The organism is Campylobacter sp. CFSAN093224, assembly GCF_012897395.1.
GTDB classification, from domain to species: Bacteria; Campylobacterota; Campylobacteria; order Campylobacterales; family Campylobacteraceae; genus Campylobacter_D; species Campylobacter_D jejuni.
Window position 1 is genome coordinate 544,495 of sequence record NZ_CP040607.1, and the last position, 16,261, is coordinate 560,755.

The window sequence follows — 16,261 nt, forward strand, 5'->3', positions numbered from 1 at the left end:
TTTGTTTATTAGTAAGATTATTATCAGTGAAGATTTTTTAGGTATTAAGGAAGAAATGATTAATAATTTTGGTATTAAAAAATTAAGATTTTTTATACCACAAAATGAATTTTTACTTGATGATGCAAGAGCGGTTGAAAAAGAAAGCTATATCGCAGAAACTGAAGAAAAAATTATTGTTTTAATGGCGGATTCTTATAGGATAGAAGCGCAAAATTTTTTACTTAAACTCCTTGAAGAACCTCCAAAAAATATTAAATTTCTTATTGTGATACCTTCTAAAAATTTACTTTTACCTACTATAAAATCACGTCTTATTTGTGAAAAAAGAAAAGTTGAAAAGGAAGTTAAAAAACTTGATTTAGATCTTAAAAGAATGGATTTAAGAATGCTTTTTGATTTTTTGCAAAAAAATGAAAATTTGGATAAAAATGAACTTATGGATCAAATCGCATTGCTTGCTAAAGAATGTGTGAAATATAAAGATTTTAACGCTGAAGAATTAGAGTTTTTTTATGAAAGTTATGAGCTTGCAAAATTAAATTCTAAAAGCGGGGTGCTTTTAGCTACTCTTTTATTAAATTACTATACAAAGAAATAAAATGAAATTTTTTAAAATCAATCCAAACACCGATTTTAATTTGCTTTGTTCTTTCATAAACCCTCATAAAATGGGACAAAAGATCATGAGTGAAAAAACAAAAATTCATTTTATTTTTATCAAAGATATTTCTACTCCTGCGGCAAATATTTTAAAACAAGATGCTTTAAGAGTAGGAGCTGAACTTATTACTCATAAAGAAGTAATTACTGCAAAAATCACTCATTCAAATGCGCTTTTAATGGCAAGTAAAGAGCAAATTCAAAAGCTTGTTGTCAAAGAAAAACTTCAAGATTTTGGACTTAAAAATTTGGTTCTTTTTTTGCAAAAAGATTTTTTAAAACCGAAAAAAGCCGAGCTTATGGCAGTGATTAATGTCAATGAAGACAGTTTTAATGCAAAAAGTCGTGTGAGTGAAGAAGACTTTGAAAAAAGGCTTAATGACTTTCTTGCTTTAAAGCCTGAATATATCGATATAGGTGCGGTAAGTTCAAGACCTAGGAGTGAGTATTGTGGCAAGGAAGAGGAATTTAAAAGACTGAAAAAAGTACTTGACTTAATTTATGAGAAAAATTATTACGAACAAGCAATTTTTAGTTTAGATAGTTTTGATGAATATTGTCTAGAATATGCTTTAAATAAGGGTTTTAAACTCATTAATGATATTACAAGTTTAAGAAATCTTAATCTAGCCAAACTTGCAAGTAAATATGGGGCAAAATATTGCTTAATGCACATGCAAAACAATCCAAATAACATGCAAGATAATCCTTTTTATGAAGATTTGCTTGATGAGATGACTTTGTTTTTTAAAGAAAAACTTGAGCTTTTAGAAAGTTTTGGAGTAAAAGAAAGTATTTTAGATGTAGGTATTGGTTTTGGAAAGAGTGCGGGGCATAATATGATTTTAATCAAACACTTAGAACATTTTTTGCAATTTAATAAACCTTTACTTATAGGTGCGAGTCGTAAAAGTGTGATTAATGCGTATTTTCAAAGCGAGATTAAAGATCGTTTAGCGGGAACTTTATATTTGCATTTAAAGGCTTTTGAAAATGGTGCTAGTATTATAAGAGTGCATGATTTATATGAGCATAAACAACTTTTTGCTTTAGCGCAGGCAATGGATAATATAGGAGTTTAGATGAAAAAAGAAGAGTATTTAGAAAAAGTTGCTTTAGCTAATTTGTGGATGAGGGCATATTATGAAAAAGATGAACCCTTGGCTAGCGATGAAGAATACGATGCTTTAATCAGAGAATTAAGAGTTTTTGAAGAACAAAATAAAGATGAAATTTCAAAAGACTCTCCAACGCAAAAAATAGCTCCTACTATACAAAGTGAGTTTAAAAAAATAGCTCATTTAAAGCGTATGTGGTCGATGGAAGATGTGTTTGATGAGAGTGAGCTTAGAGCTTGGGCAAAACGCGCAAAATGTGAAAAAAACTTTTTTATAGAGCCTAAATTTGATGGAGCGAGTTTAAATTTGCTTTATGAAAATGGTAAATTAGTAAGCGGCGCCACTAGGGGCGATGGCGAAGTGGGTGAGGATATAACGCTTAATGTTTTTGAGATAGAAAATATACCTAAAAATATAGCCTATAAAGAAAGGATAGAAATTCGTGGAGAAGTGGTGATTTTAAAAGATGATTTTGAGAAAATCAACGAAAAAAGAGCCCTTTTAAATCAAAGTTTATTTGCCAATCCACGCAATGCTGCAAGTGGGAGTTTAAGGCAGCTTGATACAAGCATCACTAAAGAAAGAAATTTGAAATTTTATCCTTGGGGAGTAGGGGAAAATACCTTAAATTTCACCAAACACAGCGAGGTGATGCAATTTATCAGAGAGCTTGGTTTTTTAAAGGATGATTTTGTAAGACTTTGCGCTAATTTAGACGAAGTTTTAAAAGCTTATGATGAGCTTTTAGCTCTAAGAGAAAAAAAACCTATGATGATGGATGGAATGGTGGTAAGAGTTGATGATCTTGCACTTTGTGAAGAATTAGGCTATACGGTAAAATTTCCAAAATTTATGGCAGCTTTTAAATTTCCTGCGCTTGAAAAAACCACGCGTTTAATAGGGGTAAATTTACAAGTAGGAAGAAGTGGAGTGATCACTCCTGTGGCAGTTTTAGAACCTGTAAATTTAGATGGGGTTGTAGTAAAATCAGCCACCCTTCATAATTTTGATGAAATTGCAAGACTTGATGTTAAAATCAATGATTTTGTAAGCGTGATAAGAAGTGGCGATGTTATCCCTAAAATCACTAAGGTTTTTAAAGAGCGTAGAGAAGGTTTAGAGATGGAAATTTCACGCCCTAAGCTTTGTCCTACTTGCCAAAGTGAGCTTTTGGATGAAGGAACTTTAATAAAATGTCAAAATATAGATTGTGAAGATAGACTTGTAAATTCTATCATTCATTTTGTTTCTAAAAAATGTCTTAATATCGACGGACTGGGAGAAAATATAGTAGAACTTTTATACAAGCACAAAAAAATCACTACGCTTGAGAGTATTTTTCATTTAAAATTTAATGATTTTGAAGGTTTGGAAGGCTTTAAAGAAAAGAAAATTAACAATCTTTTAAATGCCATAGAACAAGCAAGAGAATGTGAGCTTTTTCGTTTTATCACAGCTTTAGGAATAGAGCATATTGGCGAGGTTGCGGCTAAAAAATTAAGTTTAAGTTTTGGTAAAGAGTGGTACAAGCAAAGCTTTGAAGCTTATGCCAATTTAGAAGGTTTTGGAGAGCAAATGGCTTTAAGTCTTTGCGAATTTACGCGTGTTAATCGCACAAGAATTGATGAGTTTTACAAGCTTTTAAATTTGAAAATAGAAAAACTTGAAATCAAAAGTGATAGTATGATTTTTGGTAAAACTTTTGTGATTACAGGTACTCTTTCACGTCCAAGAGATGAGTTTAAGGCTTTGATAGAAAAGCTTGGGGGTAAGGTAAGCGGCTCTGTTTCTAAAAAGACTGACTATGTGCTTTTTGGAGAAGAGGCAGGTTCTAAACTTAGCAAGGCTAAAGAGCTTGAAGTAAAATGTATAAATGAAAGTGCTTTTAATGAGCTTGTTAAAGAATAGTTCTTATATTTTAACGCTTTTAAGCCTTTTTGGCTTTTTGCTAACTTGGCAAAGGAGTGCTTTTTCTTTATTTTTTTTAATTCCTATTTTTTTAACACTTTTTTGGGAATTCTTTTTATTTTTAAAGCTTAGAAAAAATATTATAAAAGAAGCTACTTTGATTAAGGGAAGTTTGTTTTATCGTATTAGTATGGGGGATTTTTATCTTTATATTTTTAGCTTTTTTTTGGCGATTTTTGGACTTGTTTCTTTATTTTTAAATTTTTTAAATCTTGAAAAAATTGATTTTGTTTTTATATTTATAATTTTACCTTTATTGATGATATTTTTAAAAAAAGAATTGCATTTGCAATTTGTAGATAATGCTTATAATGATTTTAGAATAGTTGTTATCGCTAGTTTTTTTACTGCTTTATTTTATGCATTTTATGGGCTTTTTTTTACTTACAATGAACTTTTAAATTTAGAACTTTTTTCTAGGAAAATCATTGCCTATAAGAGTGCTTCTTTTGTTTATTTTGATTTTTTATCTGAATTTTTACATTTTGTTTCAAATTTAAAATTTTTTATTTTTTCTTATTTTGGATATTTGGGGTTTAGGGCTTTAAATTTTATTTTTGATTTTTTTAATTTTTTTATGTTTTGTTCTCTTTTGGCTTTTGTTTTTAATTTTGTTTTGAAAATAAAGATAAAAATAATTGTTTTATTTTTATGTTTTATCATGGTTTTAGGAAATTATTTTTTAAAAGAGCAAAGAAATAATGTCTTAAAATCCGAACAAGAGCAAATACTTTTATGGATGAATAATTTTAATTTTTTAAAAGATAATAACTTAAGTTTAATTCAAAAAGAAAAAGATCTTTTTGAAAAAGATCTTAAAGATCTTAGAGAAATTTTTAAAAAAAATGCTTTTGAAATAGGTATTTGGTGGTTTTCTAAAGAAAAAGAAGACTTAGAAAAAAGAATAAATGAGAGTTTAAAATGAGATTTGATTTTTTTGTTTCAAAGCGTTTAAATATCAGTAGAAATAAAGCCTTAGAGCTTATAGAAAATGAAGAGATTTTACTTAATGGTAAAAGTTTTAAAGCTTCTTTTGATGTGAAAAATTTTTTAGAAAATTTAAAAAAAACTCAAGATTTAAATCCTGAAGATATACTTTTAGCCAATGAGTTAAAATTGGATCTTTTAAGTGAAATTTATGTTTCAAGAGCAGCTTTGAAATTAAAAAAATTTTTAGAAGAAAATGATATTGAAATAAAACATAAAAATTGTCTTGATATAGGATCTAGTACGGGCGGTTTTGTTCAAATTTTACTTGAAAATCAGGCTTTAAAAATCACTGCTCTTGATGTGGGTAGTAATCAACTCCATCCAAGTTTAAGAGCAAATGAAAAAATTATCTTGCATGAAAATACAGATCTTAGAGCCTTTAAAAGTGAAGAAAAATTTGAACTTGTTACTTGTGATGTGAGTTTTATTTCTCTTATTAATTTACTTTATTATGTCGATAATTTAGCTTTAAAGGAAATTATTTTACTTTTTAAACCTCAGTTTGAAGTGGGAAAAAATATCAAAAGAGATAAAAAAGGTGTTTTAAAAGATGACAAGGCAATCTTAAAAGCAAGAATGGATTTTGAAAAAGAATGTGCTAAGTTAGGTTGGCTTTTAAAAAATACGCAAAAATCAAGCATTAAAGGAAAGGAAGGTAATGTTGAATATTTTTACTACTATATCAAAAATTAATATTACTTCTTTAGCCATAGGTTGTTTTGATGGTATGCATTTAGGACATCTAAAACTTGTAAAATATTTAGATGAGAATGGGGCTTTGCTAGTTATTAATAAATTTAAAGGTCAATTTCTTTGTTCAAATCGTCAAAAAGAAGAAATTTCAGGAAAAAAAGTTATAGAAGTGGATTTTGAAAGTATAAAATCTTTAGATGGTAAAGATTTTTTAAGCTTTTTGAAAAAAGAATTTACCAGTTTAAAATTTATAGTCGTGGGTTATGATTTTTCTTTTGGGAAAAATAGGGCTTATAGTGCTAAAGATATTGAGTTTTTAAGTGGGATAAAAACTATAATAGTTGATGAATTTAGCATAGGTGGAATAGGTGTTCATGCAAGTTTAATTAAGGATTTTTTATCAAGAGCAAATTTGCAAAAAGCAAAAGAATTTTTAGGGAGAAATTATAGCATCAAAGGAAAGGTAATTAAAGGACAAGGCTTAGGTTCTAAAGAACTTTTTGCAACTATAAATTTAGATTGCGAAGGTTATTTTTTGCCTCAAAATGGTGTTTACGCTACTTTGTTAAAAAGTCAAAGAAAAACTTATAAAAGTGTGAGTTTTTTAGGTGTAAGATCAAGCGATGAAAATTTTGCTATAGAAAGTCATATTTTAGAAGAATTGGGTGAAAATTTCACGCAAGGAGAGTTTTTTGAACTCGAGTTTATATCTTTTCTAAGAGAGAATCAAAAATTTCAAGATCTAAAAAAACTTAAAAATCAAATTACTAAAGATATAGAACAGGCTAGAGAATTATTAAGGAAAAATGATGAAAGATGAACTTTTTAAACAAAGCCCTAAAAAACAATTTGAATTTGATAAAAGCGTGGCTAGTGTTTTTGACGATATGATCAATCGTTCTGTGCCATTTTATGGAGAAAATTTAGAACTTTGTGGCAATTTATTGGCTAAAATTTTACCTACAAATGCAAGTGTTTGTGATTTGGGCTGCTCAAGTGCTAATTTTTTGATTTTTTTGGCAAATCTAAGAAAGGATTTTAAACTTTTTGGCGTGGATAATTCTGCTTCTATGCTTGAAGTTGCAAAGTCAAAAGCTAAAGCTTATGGACTTGATATAAGTTTTTTTGAAGCTAATTTATGTGAATTTGATTTTTTTACTTGCGATGTTTTTGTAGCAAATTATACCATGCAGTTTATTCGCCCTCCTAAAAGACAAGAATTGCTTGATAAAATTTATAAAAATTTAAACTCTAAAGGCATTTTGATTATGAGTGAAAAAATCCTTTATGAAGATGCTTTTTTGTCTAAAAATATCATAGAACTTTATGCAGATTATAAAGAAAAACAAGGTTATTCTAAATTTGAAATTGCAGCTAAAAGAGAGGCTTTAGAAAATGTTTTAATTCCTTATAGTCAAAAAGAAAATTTAAACATGCTAGAAAAGGCAGGTTTTAAGAAAATAGAAAGTATTTTTAAATGGGCAAATTTTGAAACTTTCATAGCTTTTAAGGATTAGAAATATTTTCATCTTCCCATTCATCTTTTGGAAAACCTATCTTATATGCATTAACACAATCTTGACTAATGATAGCTTTGTGTCTGCATTCTAAACTTCTTTTTTTTGCTTCCTCGGGGTGATTTTGATAATATTCTACACTTTTGGTTTGTTCGCATGCTGCAAAAAATATACCAATAAGGCTTAAAAAAAGAGTTATTTTCATGGTCATTTTTCCTGTGTCATATTAACATCATCGCTAAAGATAGAACTTTGATTGTTTTCTGTTGTTTTGGAAGGATAAATTTCAGAAGGTGTTTCTGCTATAGGTGGTATTATAATACTTTCATTATTTTCTGAACTTTGGTTAATATCTTTTGTGGTTTTTTCTTTTTTTAAATCATTTTGTTTTAAAGCTTCTAATATTTGATTATCAGATTTTTTCGGTGTGTTTGGACTGTATTTACCCTCTTCATTTGTTGGTTTAACACCAACTTTTAATGCATTAATACAATCTTCGCTAAGAGTTCCGCTTTCTTTGCATTCTTTCACTTTTTCTTTTGCTTCGCTAGGAAGATTTTTGTAGTAATTTTCTGTTTTACTATCACAAGCTGTTATATTAATAACTATTAAAATTGCAAGTAAAATACTTAGTCTTCGCATTTATCAATCTCCTAAAATTTTTAATATCTTAGCAAACTTGTATAAAGCAACGATAAATTATTTTTCTTCATTGTAAGAAAAAATAGGTAAAGACCATTGATATTTGATAGCTAAAAGCCTTGCAAAAACTCCTATAAAAAGAGTTAAAAGTGTGCAAACTAGGGCATTAAGCTCAAGCCAAATTATTAGAGAATAATAGATTACTCCTGCAATTATGGCAATTCCTGCATAAATTTCTTTTTGAAACACCAAGGGGATTCTCATACATAAAATATCTCTTAAAATTCCACCAAAAACACCGGTAATTACAGCAGCAGCAACGGCTATGATAAAGCCATGGTTTTGATCTATGGCTATTTGAGCTCCAAGTATGCTAAAAACAACAAGTCCTATAGCATCAAGAGTTAGAAATAAAGTTTCAAGTTTGGTTACTACGCGCGGAATTTTTGTGGCTACAAGGGCGCAAAAACAGATTAAAATAATATATTCAGGATGTTTAACCCAAGTTAAAGGATAATGTCCTAAAAGCACATCTCTTATGCTTCCGCCTCCAATTGCTGTTACGAGAGCAATAAAAATAACTCCAAAAAGATCCATTTTGTGGCGTCCTGCAGCTAAAGCTCCTGTCATTCCTTCTGCGGAAATACCTATGATATAAAGAGTGGTTATCGTAAGAGCATTTATCTCCATAATTTATACCTTAAAATTTATCACAATTTATTTGATACTGTTTAATATTTTCATCATTTACTTCGTGGTTTGGTGCTTGATAGCATTCTTTAAATTTCGGAGTTTTAATAATTTTCACATAAAAACTTGGTATAGCAATACGGTTTTTAATATATTGTGGTTCTTTATCGTAAAGTACTAAATTTAAAACTTCGATACTTTGAAATTCTAAAGCTAAATTTCTTTCTCTTTGTTCGATTTCATTCCAAATTTTATTATTTATTTGTGCATTTTGTGGGGTAATATTACTCATTAAAAATACTGAATTTTGAGCAGCTTTACTAAAGCTAAAAGAAGCATTGGGTGCAGTGTGTCCTCGTGTGTAACCACTGTTTTTATAATCACTCCAAGTAGTGCGGTATTTTTTAGGAATATTTGTATCATCTTCAAAGCGAGGGCGTTTTTTGATTTGTCTATCTTTCAAATTTGAAGCTTCTACCTTATAAGCAACAGCTTTTGTGCCTTTGAGTTTATAATCATAGCAATTTAGATAAAAAAACTTATCTAAGATTTGCGAGCAATTTATATTGTTAAAATAAGAAGAAAAATCAGCACTAGGCTTGTAAGGTTCTAAGGCAAAAATATTAAGAGATATAGTGAGTAAAAAGATGAAAATTTTCATTTAAGTTCCTTATCTTTACTTTTGCAAAGATGATTTAAAAAACATTCTTTACATAAAGGTTTTTTAGCTTTACAGGTGTAACGTCCAAAAAGAACCATGGCTTGATGAAGATAGTTAAGATTATCTTTAAATGTGCGTGTTAAATCTTCTTCTGTAGCTTCTGGAGTTTTTGCTTTGCTAAGTCCTAAGCGGTGAGAAACTCTAAAAACATGAGTATCTACAGCCATGAAATTTGCTCCGCACCATTCTATTAAAACTACATGAGCGGTTTTTTGTCCTACGCCTGCTAAGGATTTTAAATTTTGTTCATCAAGGGGAATTTCTCCGTCAAAATTTTCACAAACTGCTTTTGCCATTTTTATAAGATTTTGTGCTTTATTATTAAAAAATGAACAAGTTTGTATATAGGTTTTAAGACTTGATAAATTTGCATTTGCAAGGGATTTGATATCAGGATAAGCTTTAAAAAGATCAGGAGTGATGAGATTAACTCTTTTATCAGTGCATTGGGCTGAAAGCATTACGCAGACTAAAAGCTCATATAAATTTGAAAATTTAAGCTCTGTTACAGGCTTGTCAAAATGTTTTAAAAAAAGTTCTTTGATTTCTAAATTTCTTTTCATTTTTTAATTTTAGTTAATTAGCTTTAAACCAAGTTTAGATATAATTGATTTTATATACATTTTATTAAAAAGGAAACCTAATGAAAAAATTTTCTTTAGTCGCAGCAACTTTGATTGCAGGTGTAGTTTTAAATGTAAATGCAGCTACAGTAGCTACTGTTAATGGCAAGAGCATTAGCGATACAGAAGTAAGTGAATTTTTTGCCCCTATGCTTAGAGGACAGGATTTTAAAACTTTGCCAGATAATCAAAAAAAAGCTCTTATTCAGCAATATATTATGCAAGATTTAATTTTGCAAGATGCTAAAAAACAAAATTTAGAAAAAGACCCTTTATACACAAAAGAACTTGATCGTGCAAAAGATGCAATACTTGTTAATGTTTATCAAGAGAAAATTTTAAATACTATTAAAATTGATGCGGCTAAAGTTAAAGCTTTTTATGATCAAAATAAAGACAAATATGTAAAACCTGCAAGAGTGCAAGCAAAACATATCTTAGTAGCGACAGAAAAAGAAGCTAAGGATATTATTAACGAACTTAAAGGTTTAAAAGGTAAAGAACTAGATGCTAAATTTAGCGAGCTTGCTAAAGAGAAATCAATTGATCCAGGTTCAAAAAACCAAGGTGGTGAGCTTGGTTGGTTTGATCAATCAACTATGGTAAAGCCTTTTACAGATGCTGCTTTCGCGCTTAAAAATGGTACTATTACTACAACTCCAGTAAAAACGAATTTTGGTTATCATGTAATCTTAAAAGAAAATTCGCAAGCTAAAGGTCAAATCAAATTTGATGAAGTAAAACAAGGTATTGAAAACGGACTTAAATTTGAAGAATTTAAAAAAGTTATCAATCAAAAAGGCCAAGATCTTTTAAATAGTGCTAAAGTGGAATATAAATAATGGGTGTTTTAGACATTGTAAAAGCAGGGGTGATTAGCGGAGATGAGCTTAATAAAATTTATGACTATGCTAAAGCAGAGGGTTTTGCTATCCCTGCTGTTAATGTTGTAGGAACTGATTCTATTAATGCAGTTTTAGAAGCTGCAAAAAAAGTTAACTCTCCAGTTATTATCCAGTTTTCAAATGGTGGGGCAAAATTTTATGCAGGGAAAAATTGTCCTAATGGAGAAGTTTTAGGTGCAATTAGTGGGGCTAAACATGTACATTTACTTGCTAAAGCTTATGGTGTACCTGTGATTTTACACACTGATCATGCTGCAAGAAAACTTTTGCCTTGGATTGATGGGCTTATTGAGGCAAATGCACAATATAAAAAAACCCATGGACAAGCTTTATTTAGTTCTCATATGCTTGATCTTAGCGAAGAAAGTTTAGAAGAAAATCTTAGCACTTGTGAAGTTTATCTTCAAAAACTTGATGCTTTAGGTGTCGCGCTTGAAATAGAATTAGGTTGTACAGGTGGCGAAGAAGATGGAGTGGATAATACAGGTATTGATAATTCCAAGCTTTATACCCAACCAGAAGATGTAGCTCTTGCATATGAAAGACTTGGAAAAATTAGTGATAAATTTTCAATCGCAGCAAGCTTTGGAAATGTACATGGAGTTTACAAGCCAGGAAATGTTAGCTTACAACCTGAAATTTTAAAAAATTCGCAAAAATTTGTAAAAGATAAATTTGCTTTAAATAGCGATAAGCCTATAAATTTTGTATTTCATGGCGGTAGCGGTAGTGAGCTAAAAGATATTAAAAATGCAGTAAGCTATGGCGTAATCAAGATGAATATTGATACAGATACCCAGTGGGCTTTTTGGGATGGGGTGCGTGAATATGAACTTAAAAATAGGGCTTATTTGCAAGGACAAATTGGAAATCCAGAAGGTGATGACAAGCCAAATAAAAAATACTATGATCCGCGTGTTTGGTTAAGAAGCGGTGAAGAAAGCATGATAAAACGTCTTGAAATCGCTTTTGAAGATTTAAACTGTATAAACAAAAACTAAGCATTTTAAAGGCTTAGTTTTATTTTGTTTTAAAAATTTTTATCAAATTAAGTAGCAATCTTTAAAATAAAATTTTTAATGAGGTATTGGTTTCATGGATATTAAATCAGATGAAATTTCAGAACTTGTTTTGCCTGAAGGCAAAGATGCAAGAGGTTCTTTGGTTTATTTTAAAATTATTTTTATTCCAGCTTTTCTTTATATTTTGATTTTATTGGGTTATTTTAATGTAATTGACTTTAAGGTCGAATTACATACGGTTATTATGACAGGTGTGATTTTTTTTACAGCATTGATTTTTGCTAGACATAGTGCTGAGTATGCGTATAGTATTTTTGAACAACAAAAAGATGAATTTAAACAGGCTTTAAAAAGACATATTATGAGGCATTTTCTTGCCATAGGGAAAGACACGAAATCAAATGCCAATTTTGATGACTTTGCTTATACATATATTAAGGGTGCAAGAAATGAGAATTTTGCTAGTATAGGTTCGGCAATTTTTCCAATGATGGGAATTTTAGGAACTTTTATCAGTATAGCTTTTTCAATGCCAAATTTTAGTTCTAGTGATACAGCCGCCTTAGAACAAGAAATTGCAGATTTGTTAAGTGGAGTGGGAACTGCTTTTTATGTTTCAATTTATGGAATTTTTCTTGCATTATGGTGGATGTTTTTTGAAAAATATGGTAAAAGCAAAATAGATCGTTTGCTAAATCGTCAAAAAAACGCTACAAGTGGATTTTTTTGGACAAAAGAAGAGCTTGATCAAAGATATTTAACTGAGAGTTTGCAACATTTTGAAAAAATTGGAGCAATTTTTAAACAAGTTAGTAATGATGATTTTTTTGCAGAGCTTGATCATGCTATTGATAGAAAATTTGGTATTTTCCAAGATATGCTAAATATAGAAGAAAAGGCTATTAGATTAAGTGGTGAACACATCAAACAAACCATGGGTGAGCTTAGTAAAGCACAAAGAGATCAACGCGATCTTGGAAAGCTTTATAGTGAAATGTTAAATGGTATAGGTTTGCTCAATCAAAATTTAAAAGAAATCAATACAAGAATGTCAGAACAATATAATCGCTTGCTCGATATCAGTAGTGATAAAATTCATCATCTTGATAAGACGCTAAGTGCATTCGATGAAAAAGTAGAGCGTTTTGGTAAAAATTTTGAACTTTATGAAAAAGCAATGTTGGAAAGTCAAGAAAAGGTTTTTGAGGGATTTAAAGCAAGCTTGTTTGAAGGTATGCATAAATTTAAAGAAGTATATGAAGAAGAAAAAAGTATTGATGCTAAAATCAAAATGATGGATGAGCTTAAAAAAGAAATGAAAGCACTTGATGAAGAAACAAGTCAAATGATGAGCAAGCTTTCTGGGGATGAAAATCAGAATAAAGAAAATGAAACCAAACAAATAGAAGATTTTTCAGAGTCTAAGACTGAAGAAAATCAAGATGAAATTCAAGCAGAAATATCTAAGCAAGAAAGCAATGATGAGCTAAAAAATGAAGATAAAGAAAATAAATGAAAAATGAGTCAAAAGAAGATAGCAATTTTTGGATAGCTTATGCTGATTTAATGGCAGGATTGCTGTTTGTTTTTATTTTGCTAATAGGTGCTATTGTTGTAAAATATGTTTTAACTCAAAGTGATTTAAAAGAAATTAAAGATAATCTCAATAAACAAGAGGCACGCTTAGAGGAGAGTAAAGAAGAGCTTAGAAATAAAGAAGCCATAGTGTTTAAACTAAGTTCTGATTTAAACAATGCTTCTAGTGCTTTAAATCTTGCTAATTCTCAAAAAGCAGAATTAGAGGCTAATATTACAAATTACAAGCAGTTAAGCAAAGATTTAAACTCAACTTTAGATAATAAAGATAAGCAAATTTTGATTTTACTAGGTCAACTAGAGAAAAAAGATGAAGAGCTTAAAAATTTACAAGAAGATTTTCAAAAAGCTAAAGAAAAGGTGCAAAATCTTGGTTTGATTCGTGAAAATTTAAGCAAGGAATTACAAAGCAAACTTGATAATAATATCACTATAGATGAAAAGACAGGATCTATTTCTTTGCCTGCTGAAGTACTTTTTGATAAGGATTCTTATGTGTTAAAAAATGAGGCAAAGGCAAGTTTGAGAAAAATCTTAAGCGAATATTTTGATGCTATTCTTGAAGATCCAAAAATTTTTTCTAACATTGAAAATATCATTATTGAAGGACATACTGATAGTGATGGATCTTATATTTATAATTTAGATTTGTCGCAAAAAAGAGCTTATGAGGTGATGAATTTTATCTATACTTTTTATAAGAGTGATAAGCTTCAAAAGCTTTTAATGGCAAGTGGACGTTCTTTTTCAGATCCTGTGTTTGTCAACGGAGTTGAAGATAAGGATAAGAGTCGTCGCATAGAAATAAAATTTAGCATTAAAAATGATAATGCTTTAAAGGATGTAGAAAAATTCTTTGAATTTCATTAAAACAATTAGTCCTATACAAAAAATCAATTTTAACGGATTTGAATTTTATATTAAAAGAGATGATTTATTAGGGGAAATTAATGGAAATAAAGCTAGGAAACTTGCTTTTTATATCCATCAAAGATATCCTAAAAATCAATCTTTTGTAAGTTATGGAGGAAGCCAAAGTAATGCTTTGGCGGCATTAAGTATTTTTGCTAAACAAAGATCATATAAGCTTGTTTTTGCTTGTGAAAAAATTTCTACTTTTCTTAAGAATAATCCTTGTGGAAACTATGCTTTAGCTTTAGAAAATGGTGTTGATTTTGTAGAAAATATCCATTCTTTATCCTTAAAGCAATTTGCTTTGTCTTTGTGTAAAAAAGATGATGTTTTTATAGAACAAGGCATAGCTAATTTAGAAGCTCAATATGGCTATATGGAACTTGCTCAAGAAATTCAAATGCAAAGTCAAAGTTTAAAGCTTGATTTTGATATTTTTTTACCTTCGGGCACAGGCACTTCGGCAGCTTTTTTGGCAAAGTATTCTAAATTTAAAGTATTTACTTGCGCTTGTGTAGGTGATATTAAATATCTTAAAAAACAAATTTTAACATTAGATCCAAGCTATGATTTTTCAAATTTAGAATTTTTAACAAGTGATAAAAAATATCACTTTGCTAAGCCGTATAAAGAATTTTATGAGCTTTATATGGATTTAAAGTTAAAGTGCAATATAGAATTTGACTTGTTGTATGATATTTTAGGATTAAGTATAGCATTAAAACAAGAGTGGAAAAAACCATTGCTTTATATACATCAAGGTGGAATTTTAGGAAATTCCACTATGTTAGAGAGATATAAATTTAAAAAATCAGTTTAAAATTCCATAGATAAAAATGATTAAAATAATCAAAGGTACTATATATTTTACATAATAAAACCAAATTCCAAACCATGAACTTTTAAGTGTATTGTTATTGCTAAGTTCTTTTAGACTTTCTTGTTTGCCTAAAATCCAACCTACATAAATACAGCAAAAAAATGCAGTTAAAACAAACAAAATATTTCCACTAATGAAATCAAAACTATCAAAAATGTTTTTTCCTTTGATGATAACAATATCACGCCAAGGCCCATAAGTTAGAATACAAGGAAGATTGCCAAGTATGAAGATAAACCCTAGAGTTAGGTTAGTAGAAAGATTTTTAGAATATTTAAATTTTTCTTCTAATACGCTAATAATAACTTGATAAATTGGCAAGCTTGTGGTTAAAGCTGCAATCAAGAGTAAGACAAAAAATAAAATACACACAATGGTGCCAAAATGGATATGAGAAAATGCTATAGGTAAAGTTTCAAAAACCAAAGAAGGCCCGCTATCTGGAGCAAGTCCCGCTGAGAAAAGTGCTGGAAAAATCATAAAACCAGCCAAAACAGCTATGATAGTATTTAAAACCCCTGTATAAATAGCGGTTTTTGCCATATTTTCATTTTTATTAAGATGAGATGAAAGTGTTATCATTACCCCAAAACCTAGGGATAAAGCAAAAAAGACTTGTCCTAAAACATCGATTAAAAGTTTTGGTGATAAAATTTTACTAAAATCAGGTTCAAGATAAAATTTAACTCCAGCCATAGCTCCATCAAGGGTTAAATTGCGTCCTACAACAATAATAAGACAGATAAATAATAAAGGCATTAAAAATTTTACGGATTTTTCTATACCATCTATAATGCCTCTTTTTAAAATAATATAATTAATAATTACAAAAACAGTGGTAAAAATACCAACTCCTAAAGGATTGAAGGCTATTTTGTCGTTAAAAAACTGATGAGTAAATTCTTTGCTTACTACATTGGCAAGACTAAAATTCCCTAGGGTTAATTCCCAAATATAAACTAAAACCCATCCTCCAAGTACCATGTAGTAAGCCATTATGCCAAAGCTTCCTAAAAGTCCCATATATCCAATACTTTGCCATTTTTGTTTGAAAGCATCTACGCTATTTGTCATCGCTTTTCTGCCTATGACATTTTCAACTAAAATAACAGGAATGCCTATGATAATCATGGCTATACAAAAAACTAATACATAAGCACCGCCACCATTTTCTCCTACAAGATAGGGAAAACGCCAAGTTGCTCCAAATCCTATGGTTGCTCCAGCAACTGTTAGAATATAAGTTAGTGTGCTACTCCATGTTTGTCTTTGCATGATTATCCTTTCGAAAAAGAATTATTTTACCTAAAAATAACTTTAA

Annotated in this window: 18 protein-coding genes; 12 read left to right on the top strand and 6 right to left on the bottom strand. The window is 29.5% G+C overall.

Features of this window, described 5'->3' with window-relative positions; all coding sequences use genetic code 11:
- The first annotated feature begins 1 nt into the window (after position 1).
- Genes FBF11_RS02890 through cmoA form a run of 7 tightly spaced genes read left to right on the top strand, consistent with a single transcriptional unit; the run spans position 2 to position 6,949 of the window.
- Positions 2–601, top strand: a complete 600-nt coding sequence (locus tag FBF11_RS02890) for a DNA polymerase III subunit delta' (protein WP_002852167.1) — start codon at positions 2–4, stop codon at positions 599–601.
- A 1-nt stretch (position 602) separates the two neighbouring features.
- A complete protein-coding gene (folP, locus tag FBF11_RS02895) occupies positions 603–1,745 on the top strand; it encodes a dihydropteroate synthase (protein ID WP_168977451.1) in 1,143 nt (380 codons plus the stop codon).
- Positions 1,746–3,689 carry an NAD-dependent DNA ligase LigA gene (gene ligA / locus FBF11_RS02900; protein WP_002879838.1) on the top strand — a complete coding sequence of 648 codons (1,944 nt, stop codon included), beginning with the start codon at positions 1,746–1,748 and terminating at the stop codon, positions 3,687–3,689.
- Entirely contained in the window at positions 3,670–4,674 is a 1,005-nt protein-coding gene (locus FBF11_RS02905) for a hypothetical protein (protein WP_079254730.1), read from the top strand. The genes ligA and FBF11_RS02905 overlap by 20 nt, the downstream gene beginning before the upstream one ends.
- Positions 4,671–5,432 (top strand): TlyA family RNA methyltransferase, encoded by a 762-nt coding sequence (locus FBF11_RS02910; protein WP_002854799.1) that lies wholly within the window; start codon positions 4,671–4,673, stop codon positions 5,430–5,432. The genes FBF11_RS02905 and FBF11_RS02910 overlap by 4 nt, the downstream gene beginning before the upstream one ends.
- Positions 5,398–6,252 (top strand): bifunctional riboflavin kinase/FAD synthetase, encoded by an 855-nt coding sequence (locus FBF11_RS02915; RefSeq protein WP_002854793.1) that lies wholly within the window; start codon positions 5,398–5,400, stop codon positions 6,250–6,252. The genes FBF11_RS02910 and FBF11_RS02915 overlap by 35 nt, the downstream gene beginning before the upstream one ends.
- Positions 6,239–6,949 (top strand): carboxy-S-adenosyl-L-methionine synthase CmoA, encoded by a 711-nt coding sequence (cmoA, locus tag FBF11_RS02920; protein WP_079744469.1) that lies wholly within the window; start codon positions 6,239–6,241, stop codon positions 6,947–6,949. The genes FBF11_RS02915 and cmoA overlap by 14 nt, the downstream gene beginning before the upstream one ends.
- On the opposite strand, the gene FBF11_RS02925 is transcribed toward cmoA, so the two are convergent.
- Genes FBF11_RS02925 through nth form a run of 5 tightly spaced genes read right to left on the bottom strand, consistent with a single transcriptional unit; the run spans position 6,939 to position 9,565 of the window.
- Positions 6,939–7,160, bottom strand: coding sequence for an EexN family lipoprotein (locus FBF11_RS02925; protein ID WP_002859102.1), 222 nt, complete (start codon positions 7,158–7,160; stop codon positions 6,939–6,941). The genes cmoA and FBF11_RS02925 overlap by 11 nt on opposite strands.
- The gene (locus tag FBF11_RS02930; RefSeq protein ID WP_002868091.1) at positions 7,157–7,591 is read right to left on the bottom strand and encodes an EexN family lipoprotein; all 435 of its coding nucleotides are present in this window, start codon (positions 7,589–7,591) and stop codon (positions 7,157–7,159) included. The genes FBF11_RS02925 and FBF11_RS02930 overlap by 4 nt, the downstream gene beginning before the upstream one ends.
- A gap of 57 nt (positions 7,592–7,648) precedes the next feature.
- Entirely contained in the window at positions 7,649–8,281 is a 633-nt protein-coding gene (locus FBF11_RS02935; protein WP_002874216.1) for a trimeric intracellular cation channel family protein, read from the bottom strand.
- 10 nt (positions 8,282–8,291) lie between these two features.
- Positions 8,292–8,942 carry a DNA/RNA non-specific endonuclease gene (locus FBF11_RS02940; RefSeq protein WP_002874218.1) on the bottom strand — a complete coding sequence of 217 codons (651 nt, stop codon included), beginning with the start codon at positions 8,940–8,942 and terminating at the stop codon, positions 8,292–8,294.
- Entirely contained in the window at positions 8,939–9,565 is a 627-nt protein-coding gene (gene nth / locus FBF11_RS02945) for an endonuclease III (RefSeq protein WP_002852225.1), read from the bottom strand. The genes FBF11_RS02940 and nth overlap by 4 nt, the downstream gene beginning before the upstream one ends.
- 80 nt (positions 9,566–9,645) lie before the next feature.
- On the opposite strand from nth, the gene peb4 reads away from it, so the two are divergent.
- From peb4 to FBF11_RS02970, 5 genes are all read left to right on the top strand, one after another.
- On the top strand, positions 9,646–10,467 hold the full coding sequence (gene peb4, locus FBF11_RS02950; RefSeq protein ID WP_002852119.1) for a peptidylprolyl isomerase PEB4: 822 nt from the start codon (positions 9,646–9,648) through the stop codon (positions 10,465–10,467).
- A complete protein-coding gene (gene fbaA / locus FBF11_RS02955) occupies positions 10,467–11,531 on the top strand; it encodes a class II fructose-bisphosphate aldolase (RefSeq protein ID WP_002852272.1) in 1,065 nt (354 codons plus the stop codon). The genes peb4 and fbaA overlap by 1 nt, the downstream gene beginning before the upstream one ends.
- A 94-nt stretch (positions 11,532–11,625) precedes the next feature.
- On the top strand, positions 11,626–13,068 hold the full coding sequence (locus FBF11_RS02960; RefSeq protein ID WP_002894406.1) for a MotA/TolQ/ExbB proton channel family protein: 1,443 nt from the start codon (positions 11,626–11,628) through the stop codon (positions 13,066–13,068).
- Complete coding sequence (locus FBF11_RS02965; protein ID WP_002852313.1) at positions 13,065–14,018, top strand: OmpA family protein; 954 nt, start codon at positions 13,065–13,067, stop codon at positions 14,016–14,018. Before FBF11_RS02960 ends, FBF11_RS02965 begins: the two co-directional genes overlap by 4 nt.
- Positions 14,005–14,880, top strand: coding sequence for a 1-aminocyclopropane-1-carboxylate deaminase/D-cysteine desulfhydrase (locus FBF11_RS02970; protein ID WP_002852217.1), 876 nt, complete (start codon positions 14,005–14,007; stop codon positions 14,878–14,880). The genes FBF11_RS02965 and FBF11_RS02970 overlap by 14 nt, the downstream gene beginning before the upstream one ends.
- Here FBF11_RS02970 and FBF11_RS02975 read toward each other — a convergent pair.
- Positions 14,872–16,215, bottom strand: coding sequence for a sodium-dependent transporter (locus FBF11_RS02975; RefSeq protein ID WP_057096857.1), 1,344 nt, complete (start codon positions 16,213–16,215; stop codon positions 14,872–14,874). The genes FBF11_RS02970 and FBF11_RS02975 overlap by 9 nt on opposite strands.
- Positions 16,216–16,261: the final 46 nt, after the last annotated feature.

Coding starts and splice junctions, on each gene's coding strand:
- folP (WP_168977451.1), top strand. CDS start 603: ATGAAATTTTTTAAAATCAATCCAAACACCGATTTTAATTTGCTTTGT.
- ligA (WP_002879838.1), top strand. CDS start 1,746: ATGAAAAAAGAAGAGTATTTAGAAAAAGTTGCTTTAGCTAATTTGTGG.
- FBF11_RS02905 (WP_079254730.1), top strand. CDS start 3,670: ATGAGCTTGTTAAAGAATAGTTCTTATATTTTAACGCTTTTAAGCCTT.
- FBF11_RS02910 (WP_002854799.1), top strand. CDS start 4,671: ATGAGATTTGATTTTTTTGTTTCAAAGCGTTTAAATATCAGTAGAAAT.
- FBF11_RS02915 (WP_002854793.1), top strand. CDS start 5,398: ATGTTGAATATTTTTACTACTATATCAAAAATTAATATTACTTCTTTA.
- cmoA (WP_079744469.1), top strand. CDS start 6,239: ATGATGAAAGATGAACTTTTTAAACAAAGCCCTAAAAAACAATTTGAA.
- FBF11_RS02925 (WP_002859102.1), bottom strand. CDS start 7,160: ATGACCATGAAAATAACTCTTTTTTTAAGCCTTATTGGTATATTTTTT.
- FBF11_RS02930 (WP_002868091.1), bottom strand. CDS start 7,591: ATGCGAAGACTAAGTATTTTACTTGCAATTTTAATAGTTATTAATATA.
- FBF11_RS02935 (WP_002874216.1), bottom strand. CDS start 8,281: ATGGAGATAAATGCTCTTACGATAACCACTCTTTATATCATAGGTATT.
- FBF11_RS02940 (WP_002874218.1), bottom strand. CDS start 8,942: ATGAAAATTTTCATCTTTTTACTCACTATATCTCTTAATATTTTTGCC.
- nth (WP_002852225.1), bottom strand. CDS start 9,565: ATGAAAAGAAATTTAGAAATCAAAGAACTTTTTTTAAAACATTTTGAC.
- peb4 (WP_002852119.1), top strand. CDS start 9,646: ATGAAAAAATTTTCTTTAGTCGCAGCAACTTTGATTGCAGGTGTAGTT.
- fbaA (WP_002852272.1), top strand. CDS start 10,467: ATGGGTGTTTTAGACATTGTAAAAGCAGGGGTGATTAGCGGAGATGAG.
- FBF11_RS02960 (WP_002894406.1), top strand. CDS start 11,626: ATGGATATTAAATCAGATGAAATTTCAGAACTTGTTTTGCCTGAAGGC.
- FBF11_RS02965 (WP_002852313.1), top strand. CDS start 13,065: ATGAAAAATGAGTCAAAAGAAGATAGCAATTTTTGGATAGCTTATGCT.
- FBF11_RS02975 (WP_057096857.1), bottom strand. CDS start 16,215: ATGCAAAGACAAACATGGAGTAGCACACTAACTTATATTCTAACAGTT.